23 protein-coding genes are annotated in these 20,646 nt (G+C 59.5%); 8 read left to right on the forward strand and 15 right to left on the reverse strand.

Annotated features, from left to right (window positions below):
* Positions 1–57: 57 nt before the first annotated feature.
* Positions 58–1,071 carry a hypothetical protein gene (locus tag BLQ98_RS11825; RefSeq protein ID WP_093733522.1) on the reverse strand — a complete coding sequence of 338 codons (1,014 nt, stop codon included), beginning with the start codon at positions 1,069–1,071 and terminating at the stop codon, positions 58–60.
* Between the two features lie 106 nt (positions 1,072–1,177).
* Here BLQ98_RS11825 and BLQ98_RS11830 point away from each other — a divergent pair, with 106 nt between their 5' ends.
* The gene (locus tag BLQ98_RS11830) at positions 1,178–1,702 is read left to right on the forward strand and encodes a GNAT family N-acetyltransferase (protein WP_093733523.1); all 525 of its coding nucleotides are present in this window, start codon (positions 1,178–1,180) and stop codon (positions 1,700–1,702) included.
* A 6-nt stretch (positions 1,703–1,708) separates the two neighbouring features.
* Here BLQ98_RS11830 and BLQ98_RS11835 read toward each other — a convergent pair whose 3' ends face one another.
* Positions 1,709–3,328, reverse strand: coding sequence for an AMP-binding protein (locus BLQ98_RS11835; protein WP_093733524.1), 1,620 nt, complete (start codon positions 3,326–3,328; stop codon positions 1,709–1,711).
* A 140-nt stretch (positions 3,329–3,468) separates the two neighbouring features.
* Here BLQ98_RS11835 and BLQ98_RS11840 point away from each other — a divergent pair, with 140 nt between their 5' ends.
* A complete protein-coding gene (locus BLQ98_RS11840; RefSeq protein WP_093733525.1) occupies positions 3,469–4,119 on the forward strand; it encodes a sulfotransferase family 2 domain-containing protein in 651 nt (216 codons plus the stop codon).
* A gap of 86 nt (positions 4,120–4,205) precedes the next feature.
* Here BLQ98_RS11840 and BLQ98_RS11845 read toward each other — a convergent pair whose 3' ends face one another.
* The 7 genes from BLQ98_RS11845 to BLQ98_RS11875 all read right to left on the reverse strand — a co-directional run bounded on the left by BLQ98_RS11845 (position 4,206) and on the right by BLQ98_RS11875 (position 11,441).
* On the reverse strand, positions 4,206–6,407 hold the full coding sequence (locus tag BLQ98_RS11845; protein WP_093733526.1) for a 3-hydroxyacyl-CoA dehydrogenase NAD-binding domain-containing protein: 2,202 nt from the start codon (positions 6,405–6,407) through the stop codon (positions 4,206–4,208).
* A gap of 27 nt (positions 6,408–6,434) precedes the next feature.
* On the reverse strand, positions 6,435–6,734 hold the full coding sequence (locus BLQ98_RS11850; RefSeq protein ID WP_093733527.1) for an acetyl-CoA acetyltransferase: 300 nt from the start codon (positions 6,732–6,734) through the stop codon (positions 6,435–6,437).
* A complete protein-coding gene (locus tag BLQ98_RS11855; RefSeq protein WP_093733528.1) occupies positions 6,734–7,945 on the reverse strand; it encodes an acetyl-CoA C-acetyltransferase in 1,212 nt (403 codons plus the stop codon). Before BLQ98_RS11855 ends, BLQ98_RS11850 begins: the two co-directional genes overlap by 1 nt.
* 18 nt (positions 7,946–7,963) lie before the next feature.
* On the reverse strand, positions 7,964–8,602 hold the full coding sequence (locus tag BLQ98_RS11860) for a glutathione S-transferase family protein (protein WP_093733529.1): 639 nt from the start codon (positions 8,600–8,602) through the stop codon (positions 7,964–7,966).
* Positions 8,603–8,903: 301 nt separating this feature from the next.
* Complete coding sequence (locus tag BLQ98_RS11865; RefSeq protein WP_005849464.1) at positions 8,904–9,116, reverse strand: hypothetical protein; 213 nt, start codon at positions 9,114–9,116, stop codon at positions 8,904–8,906.
* A gap of 54 nt (positions 9,117–9,170) precedes the next feature.
* Complete coding sequence (locus tag BLQ98_RS11870) at positions 9,171–10,952, reverse strand: acyl-CoA dehydrogenase C-terminal domain-containing protein (protein ID WP_093733594.1); 1,782 nt, start codon at positions 10,950–10,952, stop codon at positions 9,171–9,173.
* A gap of 87 nt (positions 10,953–11,039) precedes the next feature.
* On the reverse strand, positions 11,040–11,441 hold the full coding sequence (locus tag BLQ98_RS11875; RefSeq protein WP_093733530.1) for a MerR family transcriptional regulator: 402 nt from the start codon (positions 11,439–11,441) through the stop codon (positions 11,040–11,042).
* A 234-nt stretch (positions 11,442–11,675) separates the two neighbouring features.
* Here BLQ98_RS11875 and BLQ98_RS11880 point away from each other — a divergent pair, with 234 nt between their 5' ends.
* Both BLQ98_RS11880 and BLQ98_RS11885 read left to right on the forward strand, forming a co-directional pair.
* The gene (locus BLQ98_RS11880) at positions 11,676–12,422 is read left to right on the forward strand and encodes a helix-turn-helix transcriptional regulator (RefSeq protein ID WP_093733531.1); all 747 of its coding nucleotides are present in this window, start codon (positions 11,676–11,678) and stop codon (positions 12,420–12,422) included.
* 93 nt (positions 12,423–12,515) lie between these two features.
* Entirely contained in the window at positions 12,516–12,761 is a 246-nt protein-coding gene (locus BLQ98_RS11885; RefSeq protein ID WP_141135324.1) for a hypothetical protein, read from the forward strand.
* Positions 12,762–12,777: 16 nt separating this feature from the next.
* Here BLQ98_RS11885 and BLQ98_RS11890 read toward each other — a convergent pair whose 3' ends face one another.
* On the reverse strand, positions 12,778–13,176 hold the full coding sequence (locus BLQ98_RS11890; protein ID WP_093733533.1) for a MerR family transcriptional regulator: 399 nt from the start codon (positions 13,174–13,176) through the stop codon (positions 12,778–12,780).
* A 114-nt stretch (positions 13,177–13,290) separates the two neighbouring features.
* Between BLQ98_RS11890 and BLQ98_RS11895 the strand changes: the two genes are divergently transcribed.
* The 3 genes from BLQ98_RS11895 to BLQ98_RS11905 are packed head-to-tail and all read left to right on the forward strand — an operon-like array spanning position 13,291 to position 15,579.
* Complete coding sequence (locus BLQ98_RS11895; protein ID WP_093733534.1) at positions 13,291–13,713, forward strand: PaaI family thioesterase; 423 nt, start codon at positions 13,291–13,293, stop codon at positions 13,711–13,713.
* On the forward strand, positions 13,710–14,222 hold the full coding sequence (locus BLQ98_RS11900; RefSeq protein WP_093733535.1) for a PaaI family thioesterase: 513 nt from the start codon (positions 13,710–13,712) through the stop codon (positions 14,220–14,222). Before BLQ98_RS11895 ends, BLQ98_RS11900 begins: the two co-directional genes overlap by 4 nt.
* Positions 14,215–15,579 carry an MATE family efflux transporter gene (locus tag BLQ98_RS11905; RefSeq protein ID WP_093733536.1) on the forward strand — a complete coding sequence of 455 codons (1,365 nt, stop codon included), beginning with the start codon at positions 14,215–14,217 and terminating at the stop codon, positions 15,577–15,579. Before BLQ98_RS11900 ends, BLQ98_RS11905 begins: the two co-directional genes overlap by 8 nt.
* 55 nt (positions 15,580–15,634) lie before the next feature.
* Here the strand turns inward: BLQ98_RS11905 and BLQ98_RS11910 are convergent, their stop codons facing one another.
* Genes BLQ98_RS11910 through BLQ98_RS11920 form a run of 3 tightly spaced genes read right to left on the reverse strand, consistent with a single transcriptional unit; the run spans position 15,635 to position 17,453 of the window.
* Positions 15,635–16,678 (reverse strand): quinone-dependent dihydroorotate dehydrogenase, encoded by a 1,044-nt coding sequence (locus BLQ98_RS11910; RefSeq protein ID WP_093733537.1) that lies wholly within the window; start codon positions 16,676–16,678, stop codon positions 15,635–15,637.
* Positions 16,675–17,106: a DUF1330 domain-containing protein gene (locus tag BLQ98_RS11915; RefSeq protein WP_093733538.1), complete on the reverse strand. Its 432-nt coding sequence runs from the start codon at positions 17,104–17,106 to the stop codon at positions 16,675–16,677. Before BLQ98_RS11915 ends, BLQ98_RS11910 begins: the two co-directional genes overlap by 4 nt.
* Complete coding sequence (locus BLQ98_RS11920) at positions 17,106–17,453, reverse strand: DUF952 domain-containing protein (RefSeq protein WP_093733595.1); 348 nt, start codon at positions 17,451–17,453, stop codon at positions 17,106–17,108. The genes BLQ98_RS11915 and BLQ98_RS11920 overlap by 1 nt, the downstream gene beginning before the upstream one ends.
* Positions 17,454–17,622: 169 nt before the next feature.
* On the opposite strand from BLQ98_RS11920, the gene BLQ98_RS11925 reads away from it, so the two are divergent.
* Complete coding sequence (locus BLQ98_RS11925; protein WP_093733539.1) at positions 17,623–19,179, forward strand: bifunctional metallophosphatase/5'-nucleotidase; 1,557 nt, start codon at positions 17,623–17,625, stop codon at positions 19,177–19,179.
* A 95-nt stretch (positions 19,180–19,274) separates the two neighbouring features.
* On the opposite strand, the gene BLQ98_RS11930 is transcribed toward BLQ98_RS11925, so the two are convergent.
* Both BLQ98_RS11930 and BLQ98_RS11935 read right to left on the reverse strand, forming a co-directional pair.
* The gene (locus tag BLQ98_RS11930) at positions 19,275–19,631 is read right to left on the reverse strand and encodes a cupredoxin domain-containing protein (protein ID WP_093733540.1); all 357 of its coding nucleotides are present in this window, start codon (positions 19,629–19,631) and stop codon (positions 19,275–19,277) included.
* 105 nt (positions 19,632–19,736) lie between these two features.
* Complete coding sequence (locus BLQ98_RS11935) at positions 19,737–20,630, reverse strand: LysR substrate-binding domain-containing protein (protein ID WP_093733541.1); 894 nt, start codon at positions 20,628–20,630, stop codon at positions 19,737–19,739.
* Positions 20,631–20,646 lie beyond the last annotated feature (16 nt).

Below are 20,646 nucleotides of genomic sequence, written 5' to 3' on the forward strand. Positions count from 1 at the left end.
CAGCCGGAGCGATCCTGCTGGCCTTTTGCGTTTTATATCAGTGTGTTGATGTCTGCGTTACCCGCCGCAGATGTTTTGTAACCGCAGCCAGTCCGCGTCGCTGAGCAGCGGGTCGGTTTCTTTGCCGTTCATCGGATCGCCCTCGATCAGGGGGAGGACCGTTTCGCCGGTGATGTCGCGCGCCTGCGCATAGGGAGTGCTGTGCAGCCGCTGCTTTTCGAACCGTGCGAGCAAGGCATCTACCGGTGGTTCGGGGGACGGTTCGGCCATCAGGTGCTCCGCATACCGCGTCAGGGCCGCGTCGGATACATCGCCGGTCGTTAGTAACCGGAAGTTTTCGCGGATACTGATCGTCGCCAGCATATGTTGCAGCGGATCTGTGACGGTGCGTTTGGTTTGCTCTGCCAGAATATAGCCGCCAGCAATATCGGGGGACTCGTAATCTTCGAACAGGGTTTTGTTCAGCACAATCAGACCGCCTGGCAGGTGCAGGCTGGGACGGGTCATGGCCGGCAGCACAACCATCGGTTCCGACGACAGGCGCGCTCCGAGTTTTGCCAGCGCAGTCCGACCCCGCGCATTGGTGCAAGCGCCACCCGACACCCGTTCGATCTTTTTCAATAACGACGTCCCGATAGAGGTGCGTTTGACCTTGGGGACAACCTTGAGGGTGTGATCTTGTAAGGCACCGGGCAGCCAGAACAGCGCCACGGCCGCCACCACCAGCGCAGAGGTCAGCACCCCGGCAAAGCGCAACCGGCCGGGACGGGGGCGGTGGCGTTCGACGACACGACGCAATGTTTCGATGGCGTCGATCATCTCTCCCTCGTTGTCGGGGATTTCCAGCGTTTCACTTGGGTCGCCATCGGGGTGGTAAATAGCAGGACGGATGCCGGGGTTCGACCGTGCCAAAGCCGCCAAGGACCAATGGGCCAACGCCTGATCCCTAAGGTCAGAGATTACCAGCGTCGCATCGCCGATCGACACGATGACCTCGCGACGTTGCGCATCCGGGGCCGAACGCCAGAGTCCGGTTGCTTCCAACCGAGCGTATTTGGAAAGGGCTGTCATATCCTGAAGTATAGTGCCTAACTGTTTTGGATAGTTTACCACCTGACACGGGTTGAGCAATGGGTGGACTTGCGACAGCATAGGAGAATTCTAAAGGAGCGCCCCGATGCAAATCAAACCCGCACATCCAGATGATGCCGCCAGACTGGCCGAGATGTGGTATCAAGGATGGCATCAGGCGCATGCCAGCGTTGTCCCTACAGCATTGACGACCCTGCGCACCCCCGAGGAATTCACGATGCGGATGCGCGTGCATCTCAAACATACGAAAGTGGCTTGGGTTGACGGACAGATTGCGGGCTTTTTTATGGTGGATCACGACGAGATCTATCAGTTCTACATCAGCGCCACCTTTCAAGGCTCTGGTCTGGCGCAGCAGATGATGGAGGCGACAGAGGCAGAGCTGGGCCACGGGTTGAAATGGCTGGCCTGTACGGTCGGCAATACGCGGGCTGCGCGGTTTTACGAGGCCTGCGGTTGGGTGCAGGCGGGCACGATCCCCTACGAGGTCGAAACCGGCGAAGGGCCGCTACAGATTGACGTCTGGCGGTATGAAAAACGGCTCGGGCCGGTCAATCAGGCAGAGACGATGATCGTTGCCGATCCGATCATCTCTCAAAACGTGATGTAGCATTAGCTATGACTTCGCGGCCTCGGCGCGCAGTTCGAATTTTTGTACCTTGCCGGTCGAGGTTTTTGGCAGCTCCTGAAAGATAACCCGTTTAGGCGTTTTGAACCCTGCAAGGGTTTGGCGGGCAAAGGCGATCATGCTGGCTTCGTCGCTTGTTGCACCGGGTTTAAGCTCGATAAACGCGCAGGGCACTTCACCCCATTTATCATCCGGCTGCGCGACCACGGCAGCAAGGTTTACATCGGGATGGCCCATCAACACGCCCTCTACCTCGATAGATGAAATGTTTTCCCCGCCCGAAATAATGATGTCCTTGGCGCGGTCCGCAATCTGCATGTGGCCATTGGGGTGTTGCACCGCCAGATCGCCGGAATGGAAATATCCGCCTGCAAATACTTCACGTGTTGCGGCGGGGTTCTTGAAATAGCCTTTCATCACCGAATTGCCGCGGATCATGATCTCGCCTTGGGTGGCACCATCCAGCGGGACTTGGGACATTTGGCTGTCCATCACGGTGATATCCTCCATCATGGGCATGGCGACGCCTTGGCGGGCTTTGATCGCAGCGCGTTCGGCCCCTTGAGCGTTGTCCCACGCGGGGTCCCACAGGCATTCTGTCACATGGCCATAGGTTTCGGTCAGCCCGTAGACCTGCGTGACGTTGAACCCCAAGGCTTCGATTTTGGACAGGGTGGCGGGGGCGGGGGGTGCACCGGCGGTGAACACCTCTACCTGATGGTTGAACGTGCGGCGTTCTGCTTCGGGGGCGTTCACCATCATGTTCAGGACAATAGGCGCACCGCCGAAGTGGGTCACGCCTTCGTCTGCGATGGCGTCATAGATTGCGGCTGCGGTAATGTCGCGGCAGCAGACCAGCGTGCCGCCAAGCAGGGGCATCATCCACGTGTGGTTCCAGCCATTGCAGTGAAACAGCGGCACGATCTGCATGAACACAGGCCGCGTCACCATGCGCCAGCTCACCACTGTCCCCATGGTCATCAGATAGGCGCCGCGATGATGATAGACCACGCCTTTGGGCCGCCCCGTGGTGCCAGAGGTATAGTTCAGCGCAAGGCTTTCCCATTCGTCGCTTGGCATATGCCATACGAAGGCAGGGTCGCCTTGCGCGATAAAATCTTCATAGGTCGGATGACGCCCTGTCGCGGCAAAACCGGCATCGGGCACTTCGATGAGCAAGGGCGCAGGCCCGTCCAGGTCGGCACAGGCGGCTTCGGCCAGATCGATGAACTGCGTATCAACCAGCAGCACCCGCGCTTCGCCGTGGTTCAGGATATAGCGCACCGTCGCCACATCCAGTCGCGTGTTAATAGTGTTGAGCACGGCACCGCAAGCGGGCACGCCGAAATGGGCTTCGGCCTGCGCGGGAATGTTGGGGAGCAAGCTAGCAACCACCTGACCCGCTTCGATCCCAGCCCCCGATAGGGCAGAGGCCAGCTGCGAGCAGCGCGCGTGATACTGCGCATAGGTCACACGGTGTGCGCCGTAGATCACCGCCGTTACATCGGCAAAGACATGCGCTGCACGCTTCAGATGCGACAACGGTGTAAGCGGCACATAGTTCGCCGCGCATTTGTCCAGCCCGTCTTCGTTTGTCATCCAGCCCATGGCGCACCTAGTCGGTCGTTTCTTGGTTCCGGTTACTATTGCGCAGCATCCCCCGTTTTGGGAAGGATGATAAAAGCAGGCGAGGGAAGAATGATGGGTCAAAGCGCAAAACGACCGACCGTGCCCAGAGGCAGGCGGCAATGATTATCAGCCGCGGGCGCAGCTATATCTTTGTGCATATTCCAAAGACGGGGGGCACATCGCTGGCATTGGCGCTTGAGGCGCGGGCGATGAAAGATGATTTGCTGTTGGGGGATACGCCCAAAGCCAGCAAACGGCGCAAGCGGCTGCAGGGGGTCACGGCGGCGGGGCGGCTATGGAAACATTCGACGCTCGCCGATATCGAAGGCGTCGTGACCCGCGAAGAGATCGGCCAGATGTTCGGCTTTGCGCTGGTCAGAAACCCGTGGGACCGGATGGTCAGCTACTACCACTGGCTGCGCGACCAAGGGTTCGATCATCCGGCAGTGGGGCTGGCCAAGTCGCTGGAGTTCGGCGCGTTCGTTCAGTCACCTACCGTGCAGGGTAGTCTTGCTGCGTCCCCTTATGGGTCTTATCTGCGCGACGGTGCAGGTGTAGATCAAAGCAACCTGTTCGTCCGGATCGAGCATTTCTCGCAGGATGCGCAGCCATTGTTCGATCATCTGGGGTTCGATCTGACATTGCCCCGCGAAAACGCCTCTGACCGCGCTGCGGGCTATCAGGGGTATTATACCGCAAAAACACGCAACCTGATTGCCACGGCCTGCGCCGAGGATATCACCCGTTTCAGCTATAGTTTCGACAGCTGAGAGCAGGCCCCCCATCGATCGCCGCAACGCAAAACGGCCAGCATGAACTGCTGGCTGTTTCTATTTTGTGTGGTGTCGCCTGAAACTCAGGCGGCTTTGGCGTCGGGGCCGAAGCGACCATAGAAGCTCTGGTTCTTCTCTGCCATTTCACGCAGCAAGTCGGGGCATTTAAACCGCTCGCCAAACTTCGCTTCCAGCTGGTCACAGCGTTCCGCCGCATAGGGCGTGCCGATGATGTCGAGCCAGCTGAACGGGCCACCGGACCAAGGCGCAAAACCCCAGCCAAGGATCGCGCCCACGTCGCCTTCGCGGATGTCTTCCAGCACGCCTTCTTCCAACGCGCGAACGGCTTCCAGCACTTGAACGAACATCAGGCGGTCCTGCACATCGCGCAGGTCTGGCTGTTCGTCGGCCAGCGGGAACTTGTCGTGCATCCCCTTCCAATAGCCCTGACGCTTGCCCTTTTCGTCATAGTCAAAAAAGCCCGCGTTCGCCTTGCGGCCCAGACGACCCAGATCTTCCATCCAGAAGATCAGATCATCCGCTTGGCTGGCAGGATAGGCATTGCCCATGGCCGCCTTGGTCGCGCGTGCAATCTTGGCCCCCAGATCGATCGAGGTCTCATCGGTCAGCTGCACCGGCCCCACAGGGAAGCCCAACAGCTGTGCCGCGTGATCTACCAGCTGCGGTGCTGCCCCTTCGGTGATCATCCGGGCGCCTTCGTTGGCATAGGGGATGATGCAGCGGTTGGCATAGAAGAACCGCGCATCGTTGACCACGATGGGCGTTTTGCGGATCTGGCGCACATAATCGAGCGATTTGGCAACCGCACGGTCGCCTGTTTCGGCGCCCTTGATGATCTCGACCAGCGCCATTTTTTCGACCGGCGAGAAGAAGTGGATGCCGATGAACTGATCCGCACGGCTGGACGCTTTGGCCAGCTCGGTGATCGGCAGGGTCGAGGTGTTGGAGGCAAAGATGCAATCTTCGGGGATCACGGCTTCGACGCGCTTGGTCATCTCGGCCTTGACGGTAGGGTCTTCGAATACGGCTTCGATGATCAGGTCGCAGCCTTTCAGCGCATCCAGATCGGTGGTCGCAGTGATCAGGTCCAGCGCGGCGGTTTTCTTTTCTTCGGTGGATTTCTTGCGCGCGATGCCCTTGTCAAAGAAGCTCGCGGAATAGGCTTTGCCCTTGTCGGCGGCTTCTTGGGTCTGGTCGATCAACACGACCTCGATCCCGGCCTGTACGGACACAAGCGTGATACCCGCACCCATCATGCCGGCACCCAACACGCCTAGCTTCTTGACGCGCTGATCGGCAACACCTTCGGGCCGCACTGCACCTTTTTCCAGCGCTTCCTTGTTCAGGAACAGCGACCGGATCATAGCAGAGGACGACGGGTTCAGCAGGATGTTGGTGAACCAGCGTGCCTCGATCTTGAGCGCGGTATCAAACGGCACAAGTGAGCCTTCGTAAACGGCGCTCAGCAAGGCCTTGGCCGCAGGGAATGCGCCTTTGGTCTTGCCGTTGACCATCGCATTGGCACCGACAAAGGTCATGAAACCCGCAGGGTGATAGGGTGCGCCGCCGGGCATCTTATAGCCTTTGGCATCCCAGGGCTTCAGGATGTCCGCATCCTTGGCGTTCAGGACCCATTCTTTTGCAGCAGCCACCGGATCAGCGACAACTTCGTCAATCAAGCCGGCAGATTTCGCGGCGGCAGGAGCAACCATCTTGCCTTCCAGCAAGAAGGGGGACGCCGCCATCGCGCCTAGTTTGCGTGTCAGACGGGTTGTGCCGCCCGCGCCGGGAAAGATGCCGACCATGATCTCGGGCAGACCGATACGGGCCTTGGGGTTGTCGGCAACAAAGATGCGGTGTGTCGCAAGCGGCAGTTCAAGCCCGATGCCCGCGGCAGTGCCGGGCAGGGCAGAGGCAATCGGCTTGCCGCCCTTATTGGTCTTGGCGTCCATGCCTGCGCGTTCGATCTTGCGCAGCAGGGCGTGCATTTTCATTGTGCCGTCGAACAGCCCCTGTGCGGGGTCATCGCCCGCGTCTTCGCGCATTTTGGCCAGCAGGTTCAGATCCATGCCACCGGCAAAGGACCCGTCCTTGCCCGACGTGATCACGGCCCCCTTGATGGCGTCGTCGGACAGAACCGTGTCGATGATGCTGTCCAGTTCCGACAGCCCCTCGATCGACATGACGTTCATGGATTTTCCGGGTACGTCCCAGGTGATGATGGCGACGCCGTCGGCGTCTGTCTTAATGGTGAAATCGGTCATTTATATCTCTCCCTGATTTGGAGTGTGTTACGAGCGCTGAGGCGTGTAATCAGCGAATTTTTCAAGCAGCGATCTGATCAACTCGATTGTCGCTTTGGGGCCTGCGTCGCAATCTTCTTCGCTCAGCAAGACCCGCTTGAAGTCATTGAAACTCTCGCGGTCGAAACTGTCGCTTGGATCATTGCGGTGTTTAAAGAACAGCGGCGGGTCATTCTGGTACAGACGCACATAGGTACCGCCCCGCTCGACTTTGACCTTAAGATCTTTCAGGCCCTTTTTGGGGGCCATTTCAGCAACGGCAAGAAACGGGTGGGATTCATGTACCATTAGACGCGCTCGATGATGGTTGCGGCACCCATGCCGGAGGCAATGCACAGAGTGGCCATGCCAACTTCTTTATCCGACCGCTCCAGCTCGTCCAGCAGTGTGCCGATGATCATCGCGCCGGTCGCGCCCAAGGGGTGACCCATAGCGATCGATCCGCCGTTAACGTTGACCTTGCTCTCATCAACATCGAACGCCTGCATAAAGCGCATGACCACGGCCGCGAAGGCCTCGTTGACCTCGAACAGATCGATGTCGTTGATGTTCATTCCATTGTCGGCAAGAATTTTTTCGGTCACGGGAACGGGGCCGGTGAGCATGATGGTCGGGTCGGTGCCGATCTTGGCCGTCGCCCGAATGCGCGCGCGCGGCTTGAGGCCGTATTTCTCGCCAAATTCCTTGTTGCCGATCAGCACAGCCGCGGCACCATCCACGATACCCGAGGAGTTCCCGGCGTGGTGAATGTGGTTGATTTTTTCGAGGTGCGGATATTTCATCAGCGCGACCTTATCGAAGCCCGGCATGACCTCGCCCATCTGCTGGAACGCCGGGTTCAGCGCGCCGAGCGATTGCATATCGGTCTGCGGGCGCATGTATTCGTCATGGCTGAGGATCGACAAACCGTTCTGGTCTTTGATGTCGATCACGGATTTTGCAAAACGGCCTTCGTCCCATGCTTTCTTTGCACGTTGTTGGGATTGCACGGCCAGTTTGTCGGCCTCGTCCCGGGTAAAGCCGTATTCCGTCGCGATAATATCAGCCGAGATGCCCTGCGGCACAAAATAACGGTCCATTGCGAGCGACGGATCAACGGCAATCGCAGCACCATCGCTGCCCATGGCCACGCGGCCCATCATCTCTACGCCGCCGGCGATATAGGCCATGCCCGCGCCGCCCTTGATCTGGTTGGCGGCCAGGTTCACGGCTTCCATGCCAGAGGCGCAGAACCGGTTGATCGCGAGGCCGGGGATGCGTTCGTCCAGATCGGATGCCAGCACCGCAGAGCGCGCCAGACAACCGCCTTGTTCCATCACCTGGGTCACGTTGCCCCAGATCACGTCCTCGACGGCGTGGCCTTCAAGGTTGTTACGCTCTTTGACGGCGTTGAGAGTCAGCGCGGATAGCCGCAACGAGGTGAGCTCGTGCAGGGCACCGTCTTTGCGGCCCTTGCCACGCGGGGTGCGCAGGGCGTCGTAGATATATGCTTCGGTCATGTGGTGTCTCCCTTTGGGTCAGGCGCGGTCAGCGGGGCTGCCGGGCATCAGGTCGTAGGGGGCTTTCCAGCCCGGTGTTTCGCTCAGACGCGTAAGCCACGCGTCGATATGGGGCCAATCCTCGCGGACAAATCCGAAAGGCTCGGGGTAATAGAGATAGCCGCAGCAGCTGAGATCGGCGTTGGTGATACCGTCGCCGACGATCCAGTCGCGGCCCTCAAGGTGGTCGTTCAACACGGCATAGGCGGCAGACAGACGCCCCTGCATAAAGCCGATGACTTCTTTGGGCTGCTTGTCCTCGGGGAGAAAGTTTATCAAGAACCGCGTCATACCGGCGTTCGAGCTGAGCTTGTGGTTGTCCCACAATACCCACCGCAGGATCTCGCGGCGCTCTTCGTTGGTGCGGCCGCCGAATTTGCCCGATTGTTCCGATACATAGTCTTGGATCACACCGGATTGCGTCAGCCGGATGTCACCGTCGATCAGCACAGGGGCTTCGCCCATGTTGTTGATGGTGGTGCGGTAATCCGGTGTGCGGGTTTGGCCGCCAAAGAAATCGACCTTCACCGGCTCCCAATCCAGCCCCGACAATTGCAACGCAAGCGCCGCCTTATAAGCGTTCCCGCTTTCGCCAAAGCAATGCAGTTTGATGGTCATCTGAACCCTCCCTCAAGTCCTGTATGTTGATCCGTCAGCACGTGGGGGTTTCACACCCCCACACCCCCGTGGAGTTTATCCGGCAAAATGAAGATGCGCGGGTCTGTGTTATTCAGTTACTAATCATCTTGTCGTATTCAACCCCCGCGCGGCAGGCTGGAGAGCCGGGTCGCGTGCAAAGTGAAGCCCTGCTTTGGTCGTGCTGATCGCGTGATCAGGGCAGGGTGTTTCGCTTCATTTTGCCCCTTAAACTCTCCCCGAAGGGTCGGGTTCGGCAGGGCACTTGGGTGGTGGTGGTGTGCTACCTCTTTCGTCCGTCCAGTTCCGCATTAAAAAGCCGCAGTCTTGCGGTTAGGTTTTCCTCGTCAATCACGCTGTTGAAGTTCTCGAAGAGAAATGACAGCGCTTCGCCTTCGTCCAAACCGGCCTCTGCCGCAAATTTCTTGAGACGGCGATAGCCGTCTTCGGTCATGGCAACGGGAAAGCGGCGGGTCAGGCGGAAACGTTTGGGCAAGGGGCATCCTTTCAGTCAGCGGAGGGGTGGGGCATGTCCCCACCCCGATGCAGCCTAGAAGTTTGCCGCGTCGAGCGCCATCACAGTATCCGCGCCGGTCTCGATCCGCTTGAGGTGCAGCGCCGTCGCGGGCAGTTGGCGGGCCATGTAGAAACGGCCCGTTGCCAGCTTGGTCTCGTAGAAGGTCGCGTCACCGGTTCCGTCCTTCAGCGCTTTGTTTGCGGCCAGCCCCATTTTTGCCCACATCAGGCCAAGGCAGACATGCCCGAACATATGCATGAAGTCGTTCGACCCCGAGAGCGCGTTGTTCGGGTTCTTCATGCCGTTTTGCATGAAATACATGCCGGCCGATTGCAGGTCTTTGCTTGCAGCCTTAAGCGGCTCCATAAAGCTGGCGTCGAATTCGGCGTCCTGGCCGGTGTTTTCCTTGATGAAGTTTTTGACCAAATCAAAGAACGCCATAACGTGTTTGCCGCCATCTTGCGCCAGCTTGCGGCCCACGAGGTCCAGCGCCTGTACGCCATTGGCCCCTTCATAGATCATGGCAATACGGGCATCGCGGGTGAACTGGGACATGCCCCATTCCTCGATATAGCCGTGGCCGCCATAAACCTGTTGCGCCTTGACGGTCATGTCATAGCCGACATCGGTCAAGAAGCCTTTGATAACGGGGGTCATCAGCGACACGAGGCCGTCTGCGTCTTTGTCATCCGCACGGTGTGCCGCGTCGATCAGGCTGGCCCCCCAAAGGATAAATGCCCGCGCACCTTCGACAAAGGATTTCTGCTCCATCAGGCTGCGGCGGATATCGGGGTGTACGATCAGCGGATCGGCGGGTTTGTCGGGGTGTTCGGTGCCGGTTACCGCACGGCCTTGCAGGCGGTCGTTGGCGTAGATCAACGCGTTCTGGTAGGCGACATCGGCCTGCGCCAGACCTTGCATGCCGACGCCGACGCGGGCTTCGTTCATCATGGTGAACATGGCGCGCATGCCTTTGTGTTCGTCGCCCAGCAGGTATCCGACAGCACCGTCATAGTTCATCACACAGGTTGAGTTGCCGTGGATACCCATCTTTTCCTCGATGGAACCGACGGTAACGGCGTTGCGGTCCCCAAGGGAGCCGTCTTCGTTGACCATGAATTTAGGCACGATGAACAGCGACACGCCCTTGATGCCTTCGGGGCCGCCGTCGATTTTGGCCAGCACCAAGTGGATGATGTTGTCGGCCATGTCGTGTTCGCCGGACGAGATAAAGATTTTTTGGCCGGTGATTTTATAGCTGCCGTCGTCTTGTGGGGCTGCCTTGGTACGCATCAGACCCAGATCGGTGCCGCAGTGGGGCTCTGTGAGGTTCATGGTACCTGTCCATTCGCAGGACACCATGTTTGGCAGATACGTATCTTTTTGCGCGTCGGACCCGTGCGCCAGAATTGCGGATGCTGCACCATGGGTCAGACCCTGATACATGGTGAACGCTTGGTTAGAGGCCGAGAACATCTCGCCGACAGCGGTGCCCAGAACGTAGGGCATATTCTGGCCGCCGTACTGCTCTGGCATATCCAGACCGGTCCAGCCGCCTTCTTTGACCTTTTCAAATGCTTCTTTAAAACCTTTTGGGGTGTAAACGACGCCGTTCTCCAGACGGCAGCCCTCCCGATCACCGACTGCGTTCAGCGGTGCCAGCACTTCGGAGGTCAGCTTGCCGGCTTCTTCGAGAATGGCAGAGGTGAAATCCGCTTCAAGCTCGTCGTAGCCGGGGGTCGACGACGCGGTGACGTTCAGCACGTCGTGCAGTACGAATTGCAGATCTTTGATCGGGGCGGTGTAGCTCGGCATGTGGTGTTCTCCCTTGGCCATCTGGCCGTCATTTGGTCAGTATAAATTGGTCGGTGTATAAGGTGATCGGCTGCGCCGGACCGTGGCTTATTCTGCCGCGTTTCGGGCGCTGTTGATGGAGGCGATCATTTTTTCCCCCCATTTTAACTGGTTTTGCAGGTCGTCTATGGCGTTGTTGAGGTCGTCGCGTTGCGCCTCGAGGTCGGCCAGACGTTCGCGCGCGATGTCATAGGTACGCGCCAATTGGGTCTGTTGCTGGTCACCCATATGATACAGGTCCAGCAACTGACGGATTTCTTCGAGGCTGAAGCCAAAGCGCTTGCCGCGCAGGATCAGTTTCAGCCGCGCACGGTCGCGTTTGGTAAACAATCGCTTTTGGCCCTGACGTTCAGGGAAAAGCAGTTCTTTTGCCTCGTAGAACCGCAGGGTGCGCGGGGTGACGTCAAAGGCTGTACACATCTCGCGGATGGTCATCGTAGTGGTCGACATATGGGGTACTCGCTATTCTATCACATTAGTAGAACGGTCAACTGCGCCTATATGAGGAGCGATATAACCTAGAAGCAAGCTTACGTAATCCAGACGTCACGTCAAACGTTTGCTTTGCGTTGGGTAATTGCACGTAACCTGACCTAATAGGCTTTTTCTGATACTTTTGTTGATCATGGGGTGTTGCCGCCTAAGTTGTTTGGGGGGAACGCCAATGGCGACGGGGGAGCGGACATGCCCAAGAAGTTGGGTTCAGATAGATTTGTGGACCGCCTTAGCGAGGTGCGGAGTGTTTCGGCGCTGTGGTTGCTGGTGAATCGTTTTGCCAAGGCGCAGGACTTTCGCACGGTGACCTACCATAGTATTGATGTGCAATCCTTGGGGGACTCTAATTTCGGGGCTGTCGCGATCGGGATTCCGCACGTGTTCCAGCGCATGTACACTGCCGAGCGCCTGTATCTTGACGATCCGTTTCCCGCCTTCGCGGCGTCGCGGATCAGCCCGTTTTTCTGGCAGGATCTATCGCAGATGACCACGCTGACCGACAAGCAGCAGGCCTACCTGCGCATCGCCAGAGAGCACGGTTTCGCTGATGGGCTTGTCTGTCAGGTCTTTGGCCCTCAGGCGCGCAACGCATTGGTGAGCATCGGTTTTCACGAGGGCAGACCGCGCCCGTCTCAGGCCGAGGTGACGGCGCTGCAAATGGCGAGCCAGCTTGCCCATTTGCGCTTTTGTGCATTGGTCGAGGGGCCGGGGGCGTCTTACCGCCGACTGTCCCCGCGCGAGCTAGAGCTGCTGCGCTGGATCGCACGGGGGAAAAGCAACACGTCAATCGCGCAGATCATGGGCGTATCGAGGCATACGGTTGATACGATCATGCGGCGTTTGTTCGGCAAACTGGACGTGACCGACCGGACGCGCGCTGCAGTGAGGGGGTTGGCTTTCGGCTTGATTGATCAATCCCTCGACAACCTGGCCTGAGACCACCTGCGCATGTCGCGTAGCTACGGGACATGCGCCCGGTCTGGTCGCAGCATAGGTATGGCAGCTTCTTAAATGAGAGTGGACAGCCCCGTGGCCCAGAATAAGACCTCGATCCCTTCGGTGATCCCGACTGCAATTGATCTGACGCAAAGCATGGGGATTTCAGCCTCTTCGGCGTCGAAGGGGCTTTTGGACGCTGCAAAGCTGGCCGAGGACGTGGCCTATGAATTTGCCGCTAATCTGGACGCGGATTCGCTGACAGAGTTAATTGTTGCGGCGGCTGACCTGACACGTCTGTCCGATGTGATGCGCCGTATGGCAGCGCGTCAGGTCTGAGCTTTGCGGGGCGGCGCTAGTGGTCCGACTCGCCTTTTGACGCGCATTTGGCCAATGCGGCTTCGGTATCATCGCGCGACTTTTGCAGCTCTTCTATGGCTTCTTCCAATTGCTTGCGCTGTTCTGCCAACTCTCCCAATTGGCGGTCCGCGCTGACCACCCAAGCCCGCATTTGAGCTTCGGTGCCTTCATTTTCATAGATCAGCAACCACTGCCGGATACCTTCTAGGGAATACCCGAACTTACGCCCCCGCATGATCAACTTCATGCGCGCGATTTCCCGGGCACCATAGCTGCGTGACCGTCCCTCACGCTCGGGGTGGAGCAGTTCTATATACTCGTAGTAGCGCAGCGTGCGCGGCGTGACGTCAAACTCCGCACACATTTCTTTAAAGTTCAGGCGTTTGTCGGTCATCATGGTCTCCTCAGTTTCGGAAACTATGCGGTTCACTTTCCAAGCGCAACACTGGGGTTGCTCTTGCTTGGTCGCTCGGTTGATATGGGGGGAATAACGCCAAGGAAGCAAAAAATGTCAGACAAACTTCGCATTGCCAAGCAGTTCATCTCCGCGCTGCCCTACAGTGGGGCTTTGGGGATGGAGCTGCAAGAGCTGGATGGCGGGGTCTCTGTGATCGACATGCCGTATGATGAAAGACTGGTCGGCGATCCGCGCACGGGTGTCTTGCATGGCGGGGCCGTGTCGGCGTTGATGGATACCTGCTGCGGGGCCGCGGTGATGAGCCACCCCAGCAATCCCGGCGGCACGGCAACCATCGACCTGCGCATAGAATACCTGCGGGCGGCTGTGCCGGGGCAGCGCATTACCGCGCGGGCGGAATGTTATCACGTAACGCGGTCGGTCGCCTTTGTGCGTGCCACAGCGCGAGATGAAGAAGACGGCAGCCCGGTCGCCACCGCCACCGGCAGTTTCACCGTGGAGGGCAAACGATGAGCACACGTCGCAAACCCGAAACCGTACAGGTCGTCAAAAAGCGCCGTGATGCGGCCTTGCGTGCGCTGGTGGACGGCGTGCCCTATATCACCTTTCTAGGCATCCAGTTCGATCGTCGCGGGGACGAGCTGACTGGCATCTTGCCCTATTCAGACAAGCTGATCGGCAACCCGATGCTGCAGGCGTTGCACGGCGGGGCGACGGCGTCATTTCTCGAGGTCACGTCGATCATCACGCTCAGCTGGGAACACCTGTGGGCCGATCTGGAATCCGGCGCGCTTGCCGTGGACGAAATGGACGCGACGCATCTGCCACGTTTGCCTAAAACGATTGATTTTACCGTTGATTATCTGCGGTCCGGCTTGCCGCGTGACGCCTATGCGCGGGCGCGGATCAACCGATCGGGGCGGCGCTATGCGTCGGTGCATGTCGAAGCATGGCAAGACAACCGCTCGAAGCTTTTCGCGCAGGCCACGGGGCATTTTCTGATGCCGCAAAGCCGTGACTGACGCGATCCCCAAGGGCGAGGTCAGCGCCGTCGCCCTTGGCAAACTTTCTGCCAAAGAAGTCGTCACGCACCGCCGTGTGCTGAACATCGCCATCCCCATTGTCATCTCGAACGCCACAGTCCCCATTTTAGGGGCGGTCGATACAGGCGTGGTGGGGCAGATCGGATTAGCGGCCCCCATCGGTGCTGTGGGCATTGGCGCGATCATCCTGTCTTCGCTCTACTGGGTATTCGGCTTTCTGCGCATGGGCACCGTGGGGCTAACTGCGCAGGCGGCAGGGAATAATGACGATGCAGAGGTCGCAGCCCTGCTGACGCGCGGGCTGCTGATCGGCGGGCTGGCGGGCTTGGCACTGGTTTTGCTGCAACTGCCGCTGTTCTGGGCGGCGTTCCAGGCGTCTCCGGCCAGCGCAGAGGTTGAAACGCTCGCACGGTCCTACATGGGCATCCGCATCTGGTCCGCGCCGGCGGCGATTGCGATCTATGCGATAACCGGCTGGTTGATCGCCCAAGAGCGTACCCGTGCCGTCCTGGTGGTACAGCTGTGGATGAACGGCATGAACATCTTGCTGGACCTGTGGTTTGTGCTGGGGCTGGATTGGGGCATCGAAGGGGTCGCCATCGCGACGTTTCTGGCCGAATGGACGGGGGCGGCGCTTGGGCTGTGGTTCTGCCGCGCCGCTTTTGCCGTGCCCGCGTGGCGAGACTGGGTGCAGGTTTTCGACAGACCGCGCTGGATCAAAATGATGAAGGTCAACGGCGACATCCTTGTGCGGTCCCTATTGCTACAGTCGATATTCGTCTCGTTCCTGTTTCTGGGGTCGGGCTTGGGCGACGTCAAGCTCGCGGCCAATCAGGTGCTTTTGCAATTTTTGATGATAACGGCCTTTGCGCTGGACGGGTTCGCCTTTGCTGCCGAGGCGTTGGTCGGGCGTGCCATGGGCGGCAAGCAACGCGATATCTTGCGTCGCGGTGCGCTGCTGACCAGCGGCTGGGGCCTGTTGGCCTGCGCACTGATGACGATTGCCTTCGCATGGGGCGGCGGCATGATCATTGATCTGATGACCACCGCGCCGCTGGTGCGGGCAGAGGCGCGGGTGTTCCTGCCCTATATGGTCGCGGCCCCGTTGCTGGGGTGGGCATCATGGATGCTGGACGGGATTTTCATCGGGGCCACACGGTCGCGGGACATGCGCAACATGATGGCGGTGTCGTTTGTGATTTACTGTGCGTGTGCGGCAGTGCTGGTCCCGTGGCTGGGCAATCACGGGCTGTGGATTTCGCTTCTGGTGTCCTTTGTCGCCCGTGGCGTGACACTGGGGCTGCGCTACCCTGCGCTGGAACGTGCCGCGGGCTAGGAGACGTTGTGCCGAGGGTCGGGGCAGCGTCGCTTGAACGGCGCCCCGAATTCCATCAAAGCCAAGCGCTGCGGTTACAACCGACGGCATCGGCGACGGTGTCAAATCCGTCTTGCTTCAATAGCTTATCGATCCCTTTGGCGATGTCCGATGCCAGCGACAGACCGCCATAGACCAGCGCGGTATAAAGCTGCACCGCCGATGCACCTGCGCAAATCTTGGCATAGGCATCTTCGGCCGAGCTGATGCCCCCGACGCCCACCAGTGGAATATCCGTGAGGGTAGATAGTCGCGCCAACACACGGGTGGACTTTTCGAACAGGGGCGCGCCCGACAGCCCGCCCATCTGGTCGCGCTGCGCGTTCTTCAGGCCGGCGCGGTCCAGTGTTGTGTTGGTGGCAATGATCGCTGCGACATCTGCGTCATTTGCAACCTCGGCCACATCGGCGATCTCTGCCTCGGTCAGGTCGGGGGCGATTTTCAGGAACACGGGCGTATCGCCGCGGACCTCCATAACGCCGGCCAAAAGCGCGGCAAGGGCGGCCTTGCCCTGAAGGTCGCGCAGCTTTTCGGTGTTGGGCGATGATACATTGACTGTGGCGAAATCGACGTGGTCGCGGGCCAGCTCCATCACGCGGGCGAAATCGGCGGCGCGGTCGGTGCTGGTCTTGTTGGCCCCAAGGTTCAGCCCCACGGGCACACCCGCGCCGCGGCGTGCCAGACGGGTGCAGATCGCCTGCATGCCTTCGTTGTTAAAGCCAAAGCGGTTGATCGCCGCGCGGTCCTCGGTCAGGCGGAACAGACGGGGTTTGTCATTGCCGGGTTGGGGCAGGGGCGTGGCGGCCCCCACTTCGATAAAGCCGAAACCCGCGTTGGACAGCGGCGCGACGGCGGTGGCGTTTTTGTCAAACCCCGCAGCAAGCCCGACGGGGTTCGGCAGGCTCATCCCCGCCAGCGAGGTCTTTAGCCGCTTTGACGTGACCGGACCGGGCGCGGGCGCAAGGCCAAGCCGCAGTGCGGTGATCGCCAGACCATGCGCAGTTTCAGGATCTACCTGATGCAGGGCGCGCAGCCCCAGCTGCTCGACCATACGCTTCATGCAAATTCATCCGTTAGGGGCAGCGGGGCGCTGCGGATCAGGCGCGATGTGACAACCGCAGCCTGACGGTGCACCACTGCCTGTTTGTACCGCGGGTCCGAGATCATCTGCAAAAACGCGTGTGCGTTGGGGTATTGCGCGATGAACATCACATCCCACGCCTCGTCCGAGGGGCCGATCAAGGTCGTCTCGAACTGGCCACGCCACAGGATCGACCCGCCGACATCTGCCAGCACCGGCCCACTTTCCGCGCCGTAATTCTTGTAGGCTTGCGCCCCTGTCAGCGCTTTGGCCGCCAATGCGTGATCGTCGGGGTAGGCGGCCGTGTCGCGCAGTTTGACAAGGTTCACCATGTTCAGCGGCGTGTCGCGGTCCAGCCCCTTAAAGGCATCAAACTGGGCGCGATCCGGGTCAATATAGCCTGTCATTATTCGGCCTCCTTAAAGCCAGCGGGAAAGTCATGCGCCCCGTCCACCAACGGCAGCGGCTGCGCCCAAACAACGTCTTCTAGCGCCAGTGCGCGGTACAGATGCGGGAATTTGGCACCGCCCCGCGATACCTCCCATTTCAGCGCATCGCCAAGGCGGTCAGTCTCTACGGCCAGCAGAAACAGATCTGCCTCGCCCGCAAAGTGTTTCGCCGCAGTTTCAGCGGCCTGTTCAGAGGTCGAGAAATGCACATAGCCGTCGGCCACATCAATCGGCGCGCCGGCGGTAGAGCCGTCGCGGCGCAGGGCCTGCCATTCATCGGAGCGGAAAATTTTGTAAATCAACATAGCCGCTGTGATGCCTTGGTCGGTGCAAACGGTCAAGGGCTGTGCGCTTTGCCGCAGCGCAGGGCGGTGACCTTGGGGAAGGGCGGGTTTGCGCTCAGATGGTCTTTGACAAGGGGGCAAACTGGGGGTCACCATAGGTGCATAATTCAACCCAAAGGGGGGACCCATCATGAAACGATTCCTGACAGCCACGGCAGCGCTCGCGCTGACCTCGGGCATGGCAGCGGCGGACTACAGCCTGACCATCCTGCACACTAATGACTTTCACGCGCGGTTTGAACCGATCAGCAAATACGACGGACCGTGCTCCGCCGAGGATAATACCGCCGGTGAATGTTTCGGTGGCACCGCGCGGCTCGTCAACGCGATCAAGGACGCCAAGTCGCGCACCAACAATCATGTACTGGTCGACGGCGGGGATCAGTTTCAGGGCTCACTGTTCTACACCCACTACAAGGGCAAGGTGGCGGCCGAGATGATGAACATGCTGGGCTATGACGGCATGACCGTGGGCAACCATGAATTTGACGACGGCCCCGAAGTGCTTGCCGGCTTTATGGAGGCGATCAACTTTCCCATACTGATGTCGAATGCAGATGTATCCGCCGAACCGCTGCTGGCCGACAAGCTGGCGAAATCGACCGTCATCGAACGCGGCGGCGAGAAAATCGGCCTGATCGGGCTGACCACCGAAGACACGCCTGATTTGGCAAGCCCCGGCGAGAACGTCGTGTTCTCTGATTCAGTGGCCGCCGTGCAGGGCGAGGTCGACCTGTTGACCGCGCAGGGGGTAAACAAGATCATCGTGCTGAGCCACTCGGGCTACAAGGTGGACCAGATGGTCGCGGAAAACACCACGGGTGTCGATGTGATCGTTGGCGGGCACAGCAACACACTGCTGAGCAATACCCAAGAACGCGCCGAAGGGGCGTATCCGACTATGGTTAATGAAACGGCGATCGTGCAAGCCTATGCCTACGGCAAATTTCTGGGCGAGCTGAATGTCTCCTTTGACGACGAAGGCAACATCAAGGAAGCCTCGGGCGAGCCGATCCTGATCGATGCCGGCGTCGCCGAAGATGAAACCACCGTCGCGCGTCTCAGCGAGTTGGCCCAACCCCTGGAAGAGCTGCGCAGCAAAGTCGTCGCCGAAACCACCGACGCGATCGAGGGCGACCGGTCGGTCTGCCGCGTACAGGAGTGTCAGATGGGGAATCTGGTCGCCGACGCGATGCTGGCCCGTGTGGCAGATCAGGGTATCGAGGTCGCGATCCAGAACAGTGGCGGTCTGCGGTCCTCTATCGATGCGGGCGAGGTCACGATGGGCGAAGTGCTGGCCGTACTGCCGTTTCAGAACACGCTGTCTACATTTCAGGTCACCGGCGCTGCGCTGGTCGAGGCGTTGGAAAACGGTGTGAGCCAGATCGACGAAGTCGCCGGTCGTTTCCCCCAGGTCGCGGGCATGACCTTTACCGTTGACCCAAGCGCTGACGCGGGCAGCCGGATCAGCGATGTCACCGTTTCGGGTATGCGGCTAGATCCGGAAAAGACCTATGGCGTCGTGTCCAATAACTACGTGCGCAACGGCGGCGACGGCTATGAACCGTTCAAGACCGCGCAAAACGCCTATGACTACGGTCCGGATCTGGCAGATGTGACGGCTGAATTTATCGCCGCCAACGGGGCCTACACGCCCTATACAGATGGCCGCATCACGGTGAAGTAATCAGCCTGCTGTAAAAAGAAACGGCGCGCCTCTAACAACAGGGGCGCGCCATTCTCATGTCTCGGCGCGGCGCAAGCCGCAGACTGTCCGATATATCAGTTGCTTAGCGGTGCCGGATCAAAGCTGACTTCACCACTGTAGCTTACGGGGTTGTCCCCCTCGGACGCGCCGATAAAAGTGACTTGAGCGCCTGCTTCTACCGTATGGCGATAGCTTTCGCCGTTTTGCAGCGTTCCCGACGTCCATGACCCGTTGCCGCCGCTAACGGTTCGAGCGGCATTCGCGTTATTGACGAAACTCAGCTCATCTCCGGCTTTGACGTAGATCACTGCAGGAAAAAAAGCCTCGTCGAAGATGATGATGTCATGCGTCTGCGCCGTGGCCGCGTTGGCCGTCGCAAGCGTCATAACGGTGGCACCGACCGCGGCGAATTTGGTAAATGAAATTGGCATTCCAATGCTCCCTTTCAAAGGGGCCCCCCCTAAATTGATACGTGGGAGGTATCGTGCCATTACGGCGGAAATAGGGCATCTGTGCCGCTATACCTTGCCGATATGTTAAAGAACTTGGCCCGTCTGCCCGTCCAGCCATGTCATGAACGACTGCAGGGCTGCGGTTTCAGCGCGATCTTCTGGCCAGACAAGGTAGTAGTTCCCGATGCTTTGCGTTGTCTGGGTCGACGCCAACACCAGCTGGGCATCACGCAAATAGGGCTCGGCTGAAAACGTAGGGAGCAGCGCCACCCCCAACCCGTGCACCGCCGCCTGCGCCATTGTCGAAAACTGATCGAACATCATACCGGCGGGGGGCTCTTGCGTGACACCAAGGGCGCTCAGCCAGCGCGACCAGCCGCGCGGGCGCGTATCCAGGTGCAGTAAGGGAAACCGCAGGATCTGGCTGGGGTCGTCCAGCGGTTCAGTCAGCAGCTCGGGCGCACAGACAGGCACAACGGTTTCCGGCATCAGCGATAGATAGCGCACGCCGGGCCAGTCTTCCTTGCCAAAATGTATTGCAGCGTCAAAGGGGCTGTTCTGAAACGAAAACGGGTGCAGTCGCGTGCTGAGGTTCACCGTCACCTCTGGATGCGCCTGAGCAAAGTCGCGCAGCCGTGGGGCCAACCAGTGCATTCCGAAGCCGGGCAGGATCGCGAGGTTCAACGCGCCTGCAATCGGGTTTGTACGCGCAGTTATCGACGCCTGTGCCAGCCGGTTCAACACATCACGTACCTGAATTACATAGCTTTTACCGGCCTCCGTCAGAACCAGTTGCCGCCCCATCCGGTCCAGCAAGGCGACGTTCAACTGCGCCTCTAACGTCTTGAGCTGCCGACTGATCGCGCTTTGCGTGAGTGACAGTTCCTGCGCCGCGAGCGTGGCGCTGCCCAACCGCGCCACAGCTTCGAAGGCGAGCAGGGCGTTGACCGAGGGAAGGAACCGACGCGGGGCGATCATATGACTTAAACTCATA

Origin of the sequence: Sulfitobacter litoralis (assembly GCF_900103185.1) — a bacterium.
Taxonomy (GTDB): domain Bacteria; phylum Pseudomonadota; class Alphaproteobacteria; order Rhodobacterales; family Rhodobacteraceae; genus Sulfitobacter; species Sulfitobacter litoralis.